The sequence below is a fragment of the Aquitalea sp. S1-19 genome (assembly GCF_024343515.1).
Genome location: NZ_RJTZ01000002.1, coordinates 64,844 through 78,018, shown reverse-complemented (window position 1 = coordinate 78,018; position 13,175 = coordinate 64,844). Strand labels below are relative to the sequence as shown.

Genomic DNA, 13,175 nt, shown 5'->3' with positions numbered 1-13,175 from the left:
ACCCAGCCCTACAACTGGTCGGCAGGCATGTATCTGTGGCGCAATACTGTTGCCCTGCCCTACGATCGCTTCATTTACTTCAAGACCTTGCGTCTGATTGATCTGGATTGAACAGGGCGGATTGCAACTTGATTTTCGCGCCTAACCATAGCCGCTGAAATCCGGTAGCAGCGACAAAGGGCAGCACGCTTTAACGCGTGCTGCCCGTTTTTTATGTTGAATCAACCCAGCGTATGCTGCCCCAGCGCACTGACACTATTGAGCATGATGCGCACCAGTTCGGTCTGGCGGCGCACGCCGGTCTTGGAAAAGATCGAGCGCAGATGCGCACGCGCGGTGTTGTGACGTATACCCAACTCTTCCGCCGCTTCTTCCAGCGACAGACCATTGGCCAGATGCACCGCCAGCGTGGACTCGGCCGGCGTCAGTCCGAATAATTGCTGGGTGACCTTTAACGGGACCTCGCTCTTTTTCTCTGCATCTCGCACATAGACCATCACCGCCGGGCGCTGCTTGCCGCCTATCCATTCATTGCTGGGCACCGCCTTGACCACTACCCCGAGATTGACGCGTCCTGACGGGCGCGACAGCGACATGGCTTCAACCATTGCCGGCGTACCCGCTGCGGCTATCGGCTTTTGCTGGCGCGCCAGGTTCTGGGTAATCATGTTTTGCAGTTCGCGGCTCTCAGTCGAATAGGATGCGACCAGCTTGCCCTGATAGACCTTGAGTCCGTCTCCCTCTGCCAGCAGTTCGCTGGCAATCTGGTTGCTTTGCAGAACCTGGCCTTTTTCATCGAGGATGATGGTCGCCACCATCATGCGCGACACCGCCTCGGTGTAGAGCATCCCCACAGACTCAGTGGCCAGCATACGGGTCTGGATATTCAGCGTGCGTTTGATATGCGGCAGCAAACGGGTCAGTTCGGCCTTGTCAGCTGCGCTAAAGGGCGCACCACTTTCCGGGCGTGTCACGCGGATTTTGAACTCGCCATTATCCAGCGTACGGATGTCGGCGCCCATGACATGAAACACGCCATATGGCTCACAAAAATGGTGATAGAACAAGGACTGCCGCCACTCGCCCTCGCGCATCAAGTCGTCTATGGCATACACCTTGTCCGATACCAGATCGACAAACGGACTGGGGTAGCTGTATTGCGAACGCAAACCGGAATGTGCCTCGAAGACCTGGCCGGCGGTAATCATGGAACCTGCCTGATCCGAAGTATCCGGGCGAATGATCAGCGTCACGAAGTTGGCATCCAGCTGGTCACGCAATAAAGCAACAGCCTTGGGCCAGGTGGTGTTGTCGTAAGCTGTTTCGTAAAGCGCACCCAGCAGCTGGCTGAAGCTATCCAGCGCATTAGGCTGCCCGCTGCTGGCAAACTCGGCGCCCGGTGCTGGCGATAAGACTGACGAAGGTGGCTGCATGGTATGCCCTGTGATTGTGTGATCTCGATACGCTAGTTGAGCATCTTGCTGATGCAGTAATTTACATGCCGTATGTTTAACCTGTAAATCATGCGCCGCAGCAAACCGAAGCGCGCACCGCGAAAAACCCGCAGTGCGCGCACACCCCATTGCGCTCACACCGTCTGATGTTTTTGCACCCCATCGGCAGCAGCAGCCGGCACTGTCTTGCGCTGCCACAGCGCCAGGTTCAGCCAGTAGGCCAGCGCCGGTGCCAGCGTAATGGCACCAAACACATTCACGAAGAACATAAAGGCCAGCAGGATGCCCATATCGGCCTGGAACTTGAGCGAGGAGAAGGCCCAGGTGCCGACGCTCAACGCCATGGTGAAGGCGGTAAACACCGCCGCCGTACCGCGCTGGCGCAAGGCCTCGTACACCGCCTCGCGCAAGTCCAGCCCGCGCTCCTGCATCTCGGTTTCGATGCGCTCGAACAGATAAATGCCGTAATCGACCCCGACTCCGACCCCAAGCGCAATCACCGGCAGCGTCGACACCTTGAGGCCGATACCCAGTTGCGCCATCAAGGCATTGCACAGGATGGACACCAGCGCCAAAGGCACGATGATGCACAGCACCGCACGCCAGGAGCGGAAAGTCAGCAGGCACAGCAGCGAAATCGCACCGAAGATGGCCAGCAGCATGGTCACTTCGGCATGCTCGACCGCTTCATTGGTGGCCGCTGCCACACCGGCGCTGCCGCCGGCCAGGCGGAACTTCACCCCCGGGGTCTGGTTGTCGGCGATAAAGCGCTTGGCTTCGCTTAGCGCATTGGCCAGCGTCGCGCCCTTGTGGTCCTTGAGATAGACCAGCACCTGTTGTGCACCACAACCCTCGACCGTCAGGCCAGTTTCCGGCCCCATGGCGCGCGCACCCTGGCGCAGCGCTTCCGAGGTTTGCGGAATGCCTGCCCAGCGCGGATTGCCTTCGTTCTGCCCGGCGATGGTGAACTTGACCAGCGTCGGCACTGCCACCACCGACTGCACACCCGCAACGCCCTGCATCTGCAGACTGAAACGGTCTACCGCATTCATCAGCGGATATTTGAGGCAGCTACCCTCGGGGTTATCGGTCCTGGATTCGACAATCACCGACAGGACATCCATCCCTATGGCGTAAGAACCGACGATCTGGCTATGGTCGCGGTTATAGCGCGAATCGGCACGCAGTTCGGCCACGCCGGAACCGGTATCACCAACTTCGAGCTTGCGTGACTCCACCGTCCCCCAGCCCAACAGCAGCATCGCCACCGCAATGCTGAACAAGCCCGGCCATGCAGTGGCATAGCCCGACAAACGCCACCACAGCGTCTGGCGCCCACCTCTGGCACCGGCGGCAGAGCGCAAGGCCGTGGGCTCCAGTTTCAGGAACGACAACACCAGCGGCAGCAGCATCTTGTTGGTCACGATCATCAACGTGACACCCAGGCACGCGGTCGCGCCCAGTTCACGCACGATCTGGATATCGATCAGCATGATGACCATAAAGCCCAGCGCATTGGTCAACAGCGCGACCGAGCCGGGCACGAATAGCTTGCGAAACGCCGCCTTGGCCGCCTCGCGCGAGTCCTTGCCGGCCGCCACTTCCTGCTTCCAGGCATTGGTCATCTGCACCGCATGCGACACACCGATGGAAAAAATCAGGAAGGGCACCAGAATCGACATCGGATCGATCCCCAGGCCGAACACCGGCAGCAAGCCCACCAGCCACACCACCGGCAGCAAGGCCACCAGCAGCGCCACCACCGTCAGCTTGAGCGAGCGGCTATAAGCCAGCAGCAGCATGGCGGTAATGGCAAAAGCAATACCGAAGAAGGCAAACACCTGCCCCAGTGCCTCCTGCACATCGCCCACCACCTTGGCAAAGCCGATAATATTGATTTCTATCTTGTCATTGCCGTATTTGGCGCGGATCTGTTCCAGCTTGCCGGCGATATCCGCGTAATCAACCTTGGCACCGGTTTCCGGATTGATGTCCTGCAGATCGGCCACGATCATCGAGCCCTTCTGATCGGTGGCGATCAGGCGGCCGATTTCCCCCGAACGAGCCACATTGCGCCGCACCACATCCAGTTCGTCCGGCTGGGCGGTAAAGCGCGCCGGCACCACCACGTCACTGAGAAAGCCCTCCTCGGTCACCTCGGTGTAGCGCACGGTCGGACTGTACAGCGACTTGACCCGCGCCCTGTCCACACCGGGAATAAAGAAGACCTCGTCGTTGATCTTCTTTAACGCGTCCATATACGGCTGGCTGTAAATATCCGAACCATCCTTGGCACGCACATTGATCAGGATACGGTTGGCACCGGAAAACACTTTGCTGTAGTCGCTCAGCGTCTGCATATACGGGTGCGACAGCGGGATCAGCTTATTAAAACCCGGATCCAGCCGCGCCTGCGACGCACCCCAGCCCAGCGCCAGCGTAATCGCGGCAAACAGCAACAGCAGGGTATTGCGGTGGCGAAACAGCAGTTCGGCACAGGCATCGACCATCTGGCGCAAACGCTGATTTTTGCTTTCATGACTCATGTCAATTCCCCTTGGCTGCGATGCGGTGCAGGCCGCTCTCGCCGGCCACCACCAGGCTGTTATCAGGCAGCGGCGCGACCGCCGTCAGGCTCAAGGCCCCGCTGCGCGTCAAAAGCGTAGCCCGGGACAGATCTGGCGCCAGTTGCAGCACCACCCCACCCTGCCCGGCCAATAGCAAGCGCCCGGCAGCATCCCGGGCATGACCGAACAAAGAAACAGGCAACGGCAAGTCGAGCTTGTGCCAATTCGCACCGAAATCTCGGGTGACAAAGACATTGCCGCGCATGCCGTAGGCGACCCAGCTGGCAGCATCGATACGAGCCACACCGAATAGCGAGCCATTATAAAAAGGCGCGATCTTCTGCCATGACACCCCGCCATCGCTCGACCGGAACGCCATGCCCTGCTCGCCGACCAGCATTAGTTTCCCGTCGGCAGCGCCATCCATCGCATTGACGTGAAAATCCTCTACACCGACGTCCTGCGGCGCCCAGCTATTGCCGCCATCAGCAGAAGCCAGGAAACGGCCATAACTGCCAAAGGCAAATAGCGGCCCGCCCTTGAGCCCCCATACGCCCAACAGCGGCTCGGACACCTTGGCGTCAAAGCGCACGGTGCGCCAGTGACGGCCACCGTCATCCGTTTTCAGTATCCAGTTGTCTCCACCAACGGCGACACCCAGGTTGTCATCCAGAAAATGCACCGCGGTCAGCGCCGAGCTTTGCACCTTGTCCAGCGCCTGTGCCTGCCAGCTGGCACCGCCATCGGCACTTGCAAAAATGGCACCACGCTCGCCCACGGCAAGCAGCCGGCTGCCAAGCTGCGCCATATCATTGAAACGCATGCGATCGACGCGTACCGTGGTCGCCGCCTGCTCGGGCATCGGGCGCGGCGAAAAAGCATAAACCGAAGCCGCTGCCACCACGGCAGACACGGCCAGACCCATTAATGTACGCATGGCCGCCTCCCGTCATTGTTGTGCTGCATGGCGTGTCTCCTTTGTTGTGCGCTGATCATCAGCCAGGCATCGGGCAGCAACATCGTCCAAACAGGTTAATCCCTGCCCGACATACGAAAAACGCCGCAAAGCGGCGTCTGCTTACTCGTTGTACCCGGGGCGACCCGTCATCATTCAGGCGCCGACCTCGAACAGCGCTGCCGCCCCCATGCCGCCGCCTATGCACATGGATACCACCACGAAGCGCTCGCCACGGCGGCGCGCTTCCAGCAGCGCCGTGCCGACCAGGCGCGCGCCCGACATCCCGAACGGGTGACCGATGGCAATCGCCCCGCCATTGACATTGAGACGCGCATCCGCGATGCCCAGCGTGTCGCGACAGTGGATGACCTGGCAGGCGAAAGCCTCGTTGATCTCCCACAGGCCGATATCGGACACCTTGAGATTGTGGCGCGCCAATAGTTTGGGGATGGCGTAGACCGGGCCGATGCCCATCTCGTCGGCACGACAGCCGGCCACGGCCAGGCCGCGGTAGATGCCCAGCGCCTCCAGACCGCGTTCGCGCGCAAGATTCGCCGACATCAGCACCGAAGCGGACGCGCCATCCGACAATTGCGAGGCGTTGCCGGCGGTGATGAACTCACCCTGCGTCACCCAGCGCCCGTCCTTGAATACCGGCTTGAGCGCCGCCAGGCTCTCGGCACTGGTGTCAGCGCGCGCACCCTCGTCACGCGCGAGCGTCACCTGCTGCTTGCCAGTCGGATTGCCTTCCTTGTCAAACAACTGCTTGTCTACCGTGAGCGGAACGATCTCGGCGTCAAGCAGCCCGGTTTCCTGCGCCGCGGCGATCCGTTGCTGACTCGCCAGCGCATAGTCATCCTGCGCCGCGCGGCTGATGCCGTAACGCGCCGCCACCAGCTCTGCAGTTTCTATCATCGGGATATAGGCCGTCGGATAAGCGGCCAGCACCGCCTGCGACTGCGCGCGGTACGCGTTTTTGTACTTGTTCTGTACCAGCGAGATCGATTCGACGCCGCCGGCAACCAGGATCTCGCGCTCGCCGACCATGATGTCCTTGGCGGCGTTGGCAATCGCAATCAGCCCGGACGCGCACATGCGGTCTAGCGCCATGCCCGGCACGGAGTCCGGCAGGCCGGCCACATAGCCGGACAGGCGGCCGATGGTGTAGCCCTGCGTGCCCTGCTGCGCTGCGCAGCCTAGGATCACGTCGTCGACTTCGTCGGGCGCGACACCGGCGCGCTCGATCGCGGCGCGAATGACATGGCCACCCAGTACCGGTGCTTCGGTGTCGTTGAATGCGCCGCGATAGGCCTTGCCGATCGCGGTACGGGCAGTGGAAACGATAACGGCGTCTTGCATACGGTTGTCCTTGGTATGGGCATCGAATGAGGGCATGCCCCCGCGCCCTGTGTCCCTAAAAGAAATAGCGGCTGATCTTGTCAACCACGCAGGCCGGCTTGTCCGCACCTTCGATCTCGATGGTGATGCGCACTGTGGCCTGCACCCCGCCGCCGGCCTCTTCCACCTTCAGCACCTCGCCGCGCCCGCGCAGGCGCGAGTTCACCGGCACCGGCGCCGGAAAGCGCACGCGGTCGCAGCCGACATTCACGCCCAGCTTCATATTGCGGATCTCGATCAGCTGCGGCAGGAACAGGCTGGCCAGCGACAGCGTCAGATAGCCGTGCGCGATGGTGCTGCCAAATGGCCCGGTTTTAGCGCGCGCGGGGTCAACGTGTATCCACTGGTGGTCGCCGGTCGCCTCGGCAAACAGGTCGATGCGCGTCTGGGTGATCTCGGTCCAGGCGGTGACGCCCAGGTCGGTGCCGCCGGATGCCAGCAGCGCGACACTAGAATCGAAAACGATATTGGCCATGTCACGCCCTTTGCGCGCTGACCGATACCACTTCGCCGGTCATATAGGTCGAATAGTCGCTGGCAAGGAACATCATTACATTGGCGACCTCCCACGGCTCGGCACCACGGCCGAAGGCCTCCTGCGACGCCAGGCTTGCCAGCAGTTCTTCCGAGGCCGATTTTTTCAGGAAGGCATGAATCGCAATCGATGGCGCCACCGCATTGATACGCACCCCGTATTCGGCAGCCTCCAGCGCCGAGCAGCGCGTGAGCGCCATCACACCGGCCTTGGCCGCCGCGTAATGCGCCTGCTCCTTCTGCGCACGCCAGCCCAGCACCGAGGCGTTATTGATGATTACGCCGCGACCGCGCGGCTGCATCGCACGCAACATGGCGCGCGTCATGCGGAAAGTGCCGGTCAGGGTGATGTCGAGCACCTTGTGCCACTCGGCGTCTTCCATATCCACCACGCGGCAACTGGTACCCAGGCCCGCGTTATTGATCAGCACGTCGACGCCACCGAGTTTCTGTTCGGCGGCAGACACCAGCGCCTGCACCTGGGTCTCGTCGCTCACGTCGCACAGCATGCCGTAAACGGCGGCAAGGCCGGTGTCGCGTTTCAGCACCTCGACCGCGTCCTGCAGGCGTTTTTCGTGCACATCGGAAATCATCAGCGCGCGGCAGCCTTCTTCGGCGGCGCGGCGTGCGGCGGCAAAGCCGATACCGGCGCCGGCCGCGGCAGTCACCAGCACCGACTTGCCCTTAAGCAGGCCGCAGGCGGCCGGATAAGCGGGGGCAGCATTCATGTCACACTCCTTGTTGAGACTTGCCCTTATCGTGACGCTGCTGCAGTGCGCCGCCATCGTGCAAACGGACCATAAACACGCATGAAAAAACCCGCCGGCCACGATGGCGGGCGGGTCAGGCGGCAGTGGCGAGTCAGAACGGCCAGACCGTAGACTCGGCACCACCATCGACCTCGATCACCTTGCCGGTGATCCAGCGGCTGGCGGGGCTGGCCAGAAACAGCGCAGCGGCAGCGATATCCTCGGCTTCGCCCAGACTCTGCAGCGGTGTCGCATCTATCATCTTCTGGCGCGCATCATCATTCAGAAACTGCGCCAGCGCCTCGGTACGGATGGGCCCCGGTGCGATCGCATTGACCCGGATGACCGGGGCAAAGTCCTGCGCCAGCAGGCGATTAAGCTGGGTCAACGCCGCCTTGGCAGCACCATAGACGGTGAAATTTTTTTGCGCATAGCGCGCCGCAGCCGAAGTGATATTGATGATGACGCCGTGGCCTGCCGCCTGCATATGCGGCGCCACCAGCGCCGACAGGCGGAACGCGGTAGTAACATTGAAGTGCATCGCGTCGTCAAACGCCTTGGCCGTAGTCTTGAGCGCATGATTGGGGCCGGCACCACCGGCGTTGTTCACCAGCAAGGTGAGCTTGCCCATCGCTTCGCGCGCATCGTCGACCAGACGCTGCAAAGCCGCGTCGTTGTTGACGTCGCAACTGAGCGCCAGCGCCCGTATGCCAAACTCGCGCGCGGCCTTGGCCGTATCGTCAATCTCGCTCTGGTTTCTGGCCACACACACCACGTCGGCGCCAGCCTCGGCAAACGCCAAGGCGATGGCGCGACCGATGCCGCGCCCGGCACCGGTGATGATGGCAACCTCTCCTTGCAGGGAAAAACGCTCAAGCATGCTGTTCATCTTGCTTACCTCCAGAGGGTATTGGACGCAAAAAACCCGATGTCTGGGCATCGGGTTGCGGCTAGTGCGGCTTACTTGCCGGCGCGGCGGATCGCGTCCGGAGTAAAATCTTCGGGTTTGAGCCCAAATGCGTTGATCACGTCAGATTTGGGCTGCTCGTTGCTCATGCCATAAGCGACATAGGCGCCCGAATTCAGGTCATGGTAGAAGGTGGTCGAGTTGAACTGGCCACTGAAGTCCGGCGAATAGTAGTGATGCGCAATACCGGCACGCCACAGCTTGTTCTGGCCGTCGTACTGATCGGCATACACACCATGCCAGCTATCCTCATCCAGATAGATCACGCGGCGCGGATACAGATGGCGCATGCCCGGCTTGAGCTTGGCCTCCACCACCCACACGCGGTGCAACTCGTAGCGCATCGGTTCGGCATTCGGATGGTTAGGAGTCAGCAAGTCCTTGTACTTGAGCTTGGGACTGGCGACACGGTAGGCATTGTAAGGAATGTACATTTCCTTCTTGCCCAGCAGCTTCCAGTCGTAGCGCTCGGGCGAGCCGTTGAAGAAGCGGTCCTCGTCAATGGTCATGCCGCCACCTACCCCGCCCACTGGCTGGTCAAAACCGAAGCCCGGCACCTGGCGCACGCGGCGGGTACCCGGGTCATAGCGCCAGGCCAGACGCGCGGTGGTCGCGAAGTTGTACGGCTCTTGCGATACGGTGATTGCCCCCTTGTCGCGCTCGGGCAGCATCGGTGCGGTGATGTAGTAGGAGTAGATGCCGGATGTGGTTTTGGCGCGCACCTTGGGGTCATGCCCCGGCGTCAGGCCAGTCGAGCGCAAGCGCCCCCAGATAATGCCGTTCGAGGTCACCGTCGCATTGTCACGCACAGTCTGCACCGTATACGGGCGATGCGGCTGCAACATATTCCACAGCGCTTCCTGCCCGGTCTTGGGCACCGGGAACGGGATGGCGCCGGCAGTGGCATCCACCCCCATGCCACCATCTACCACCTTGGCCGACTTGGCATTGTCCAGCGCGGTATCACACACCCAGTCCGGGTAGCGGAAGTCGCGATGGCTGGCATAGACCGGCATCTTGTAGCTGTTCGGATACTTCTTCAGCAAGGCCTTCTGGCCATCGTTCAGCTTGTCGGCGTACTGCGCCATATTGGTGGCGGTAATCACGAACAGCGGCTTTTCATTGGCATAGACGTCGCTGGCGTGCGAACCGGCATTCATCTTCCAGCTCGGATTAGCCTGCGCCCCCAGCCACTTGCCGGAGAAAGCCGGAATCGAACCGTCGGCATTGCCGGCCTTCTCGGCACCGACACAGGTCAGATCCTTGCCCAGACGGGCCACTTCGGCAGCAGAGGCTGCCGCTTGCGCGCCCTGGGCGGCAAACAGTGCGGAACTTGCCAGCAGTGCTGCTGCTATCTTTTTCATCTTCATAATAAGGACTCCTCAATCGGGTGATGGGACTTAGAAGGTGTACTTGGCGTAGGCCGAGACATAATCGCGGTCACCCAGTTGGCGATAGATTGGATCCGGACGGGTATAACCGACATAAGTCAGCCCCAGCTCCAGATTGCCCAGATACTTCCATTCGGTGCCGACCGAATACTGGAAATTGCCGTCGGAAGCAGCCAGCGTCGAAATCGGCGACATGCCCTGCACCCAGACGCCACGAATCGGTACTTTCAGATCCCAGCCCGGAACAATACCGGGGTAAGACAGATCCATGCCCAGCGTCAGGCCATAGCCATTTTTGTCGCGCTCGCCTTTTGCATCGTGATATATCCAGTTTGAACTTGGCTGATATGCATTGGCAGGTAAAGGGAGACCAGGCATGACTTTATAGCCTTGCAAATTATCTGCACCGGAAACATCATCAACACTAATCCCGTGCGTCCACACCAGTTCTCCCATCAAGGTCGTCGCCGGTGCCCACGGCCTATCACCCAGCACCTGAATGAACGACACCTGGGCCTGCGTCGCCTTGCCGCGCGTGGCAGTCGCCCCCAGCGGGGTATTCACCAACATTGGCACGCCGTCGCGATAAGTCAGTTCGCCACCAACCTGCATATCCCCGAGACGAGTCGAAATCGATGCGCCAACCAGCTTGATCTTGTCGAAATAGATCTCGTCATACGAGGTAGGAACTGGGGCTGCAAATCCCGGTAAAAACGGACTGGTGAATGGCTTGTAATTGATGACTACATTCGGATTCTTGTCGTGATACTGCAGGTAATAAGCCGACAACTCGGTGGCATCGGTCACGCCCCAGCGCGCGCCGATACCGAACTGGCCATCGTTTTGCGGTTTCTTTTTCTCGCCAAAAGCGATTTTTTTTGCCGTATCCGCAGAGCCAAAGCCTCCCGCATCAGGACGGATAAACTCCGCCCCCGGCCCTAGCATATCGGCACTGGACAGGTAGGAGCCCACGGGCGGCAGTTCGGTGCCCTTCCACTGGAACTGGTAGTAGCCCATCAGGCTGAAGTTGGGTGCCAGCTCGAGCAGGCCGGACACTTGCGGCACCGGCAGCAGAATCTCCTTGACTTCGGTGCCGGGCGACAGGCCCTTCACCGCATCAAATGGCACTTGCGCAGCCGAGGCATTACCATAGAACAGACTCTCGCCCCAGGCCACTACCTGATTGCCCAGCTTGACGGTCAGGCGCTTGTCGCCACCCACATCCCAAGTGTTGTAGACATAGGCATCCAGAAACTTGGCGCGGCCTCCGGAGTAAAACTCCGTTCCATCGGTGAACTGGTCGTTGGCGCCGAATTTGTTGACGGTTTTTGGCGAATTATTGGCATTGCTCTTGTGATAGACGTCGTCGTAGAACGCGGTACCACGCAACATCAGCCCCATATTCCCGCGGCTAAGGTTCATCTCGGCATTCAGCCCCAGGCGATTGGTAGTCAGATCCCCTTTGTCGAAGTTGTGGTTGCCGTCGTCCAGATTAGTTGCCAATGGATTGCGGTTAGTGTCAGGGCCATTGGTCAGCTTGTCTGACGCATCCTTGACCCGCACGCCTACGCCGTAGGACACGGTTGCCTGATAATCGAGCTTGGCGCCATTTTCAAACTCGATCGCCTCCGCGGCATACGCCGGGCTGCCGATCAGCGCCAGCGATAGCGGCAGCACTCTGGGCAGTGCTACCCATCCCGTTTTGCTTCTGCTTTTTTGTTTCATGCGATTGCCTCGCCTCCATTGTCCGGGTCTTTTAAAGAGCGCTCTGTTCTGCAGCAGGCTTTGCTCCTTGTGCTGCAATGTGGACGCCAGAACCATGTCCTACATCGTCCAAAAAGACTAAACAGAGCGAATGCTCTATGCGGCAAGCAGTGATAGTCTGTTCGCATGATGTGGGGCAAAGGGTGCGCCGGATAATGGCTCGCAACAGCTTGAGCATGATCCTGCAACAGGAGAGCAACCGTGACTAAGAGCAGCACATTCAGGCAGTCGGTACGGCAATGGCTACAAGCCAACTGCCCGCCGGTCATGCAAACCCCGCCACCGGAAGGCGGCATTGTCTGGGCCGGCAGCCGCGTGCATTTCGACAGCCCCGAGCAGCAAGCGTGGTTCGAGCGCATGCGCGACAAAGGCTGGTTTGCACCGGACTGGCCCATCGAATACGGTGGCGGCGGACTCGATGCGAGTGACACCCGCATCCTGGAAGAAGAACTGTCGCGCCTGCGCTGCCGCGCACCGATGATCAACCTCGGCGTGTGGATGATAGGGCCGGTACTGCTTGCTTCCGGCAACGCCGAACAAAAAGCGCGCCACTTGCCGGGCATGGCACGAGGAGAGGTGGCGTGGTGTCAGGGTTTCTCCGAACCGGGCGCCGGTTCGGATCTGGCCAGCCTCAGCTGCCGCGCCGAGCGAGATGGCGACAGCTATGTCGTCAACGGCTCCAAGATCTGGACTTCCTACGCCGACCGTAGCGACTGGATGTATGCGCTGGTGCGCACCGACCCCGCCGCCGGCAAGCATGCAGGCATCAGCATGCTGCTGATCGACATGGCCTCACCCGGCGTGACGGTCAAGCCTATCGACCTGATCAGCGGCAAGTCACACTTCTGCCAGGTGTTTTTCGACAATGTGCGCGTAGCGGCTGAAAACCGCGTCGGTGCCGAGGGCGAGGGCTGGCAACTGGCACGCGACCTGCTCGGCCACGAACGCCGCGCCATGAGCAAGTTTGGCGACAACAACGTCCCCGGCGTCGATTTTCTGGCACTGGCGCGTCAGCTGTTGCCTCTAGCAGACGAAGCCAGCCGGCCGCTGCTGGCCGAGCGCGTGGCGCGCGCCGCCATGGACGAACACGCCTACAAGCTGACCTTGCAACGTGCGCACGAAGCCGGACGCGCCGGACAGGATGTTGCCGGCCTCGTTGCCAGCTTCAAATACCTGCACAGCGAACAAAACCGCGAACGCCACGAGCTTTTGATGGCGCTGGCCGGCAATGAGGCGCTGGGCTGGGAGGGTGATACTTTCGACGAGACCCTGCTCAAGCTGACGCGGCAGTGGCTCAACTCCTACACCTACACCATCGCCGGCGGCACGTCGGAGATCCAGCTCAACATCCTGGCTCGCCGCGTGCTGGGCCTGCCGGCAAGCGGAGGCTGAC

Annotated in this window: 10 protein-coding genes; 1 reads left to right on the top strand and 9 read right to left on the bottom strand. The window is 60.8% G+C overall.

Features of this window, described 5'->3' with window-relative positions; genetic code table 11:
* Positions 1-221: 221 nt before the first annotated feature.
* The 9 genes from EGI20_RS00775 to EGI20_RS00735 all read right to left on the bottom strand — a co-directional run bounded on the left by EGI20_RS00775 (position 222) and on the right by EGI20_RS00735 (position 11,743).
* Positions 222-1,433, bottom strand: a complete 1,212-nt coding sequence (locus EGI20_RS00775) for a helix-turn-helix transcriptional regulator (RefSeq protein ID WP_498628829.1) — start codon at positions 1,431-1,433, stop codon at positions 222-224.
* A 155-nt stretch (positions 1,434-1,588) separates the two neighbouring features.
* Positions 1,589-4,000, bottom strand: coding sequence for an efflux RND transporter permease subunit (locus tag EGI20_RS00770; RefSeq protein WP_498628827.1), 2,412 nt, complete (start codon positions 3,998-4,000; stop codon positions 1,589-1,591).
* A 1-nt stretch (position 4,001) separates the two neighbouring features.
* Entirely contained in the window at positions 4,002-4,958 is a 957-nt protein-coding gene (locus tag EGI20_RS00765; protein WP_498628825.1) for a WD40/YVTN/BNR-like repeat-containing protein, read from the bottom strand.
* A 174-nt stretch (positions 4,959-5,132) separates the two neighbouring features.
* Positions 5,133-6,374: an acetyl-CoA C-acyltransferase gene (locus EGI20_RS00760; protein ID WP_498628823.1), complete on the bottom strand. Its 1,242-nt coding sequence runs from the start codon at positions 6,372-6,374 to the stop codon at positions 5,133-5,135.
* Positions 6,375-6,393: 19 nt separating this feature from the next.
* A complete protein-coding gene (locus EGI20_RS00755) occupies positions 6,394-6,852 on the bottom strand; it encodes a MaoC family dehydratase (RefSeq protein WP_498628821.1) in 459 nt (152 codons plus the stop codon).
* 1 nt (position 6,853) lies between these two features.
* A complete protein-coding gene (locus EGI20_RS00750) occupies positions 6,854-7,639 on the bottom strand; it encodes an SDR family oxidoreductase (RefSeq protein WP_498628820.1) in 786 nt (261 codons plus the stop codon).
* A 133-nt stretch (positions 7,640-7,772) separates the two neighbouring features.
* Positions 7,773-8,549, bottom strand: a complete 777-nt coding sequence (locus EGI20_RS00745) for an SDR family NAD(P)-dependent oxidoreductase (protein ID WP_498628819.1) — start codon at positions 8,547-8,549, stop codon at positions 7,773-7,775.
* Between the two features lie 71 nt (positions 8,550-8,620).
* A complete protein-coding gene (locus EGI20_RS00740) occupies positions 8,621-9,991 on the bottom strand; it encodes a DUF1329 domain-containing protein (RefSeq protein ID WP_498628818.1) in 1,371 nt (456 codons plus the stop codon).
* 36 nt (positions 9,992-10,027) lie between these two features.
* Entirely contained in the window at positions 10,028-11,743 is a 1,716-nt protein-coding gene (locus tag EGI20_RS00735) for a DUF1302 domain-containing protein (RefSeq protein ID WP_498628816.1), read from the bottom strand.
* Positions 11,744-11,983: 240 nt separating this feature from the next.
* On the opposite strand from EGI20_RS00735, the gene EGI20_RS00730 reads away from it, so the two are divergent.
* Positions 11,984-13,174, top strand: a complete 1,191-nt coding sequence (locus tag EGI20_RS00730; RefSeq protein WP_498628814.1) for an acyl-CoA dehydrogenase family protein — start codon at positions 11,984-11,986, stop codon at positions 13,172-13,174.
* Position 13,175: the final 1 nt, after the last annotated feature.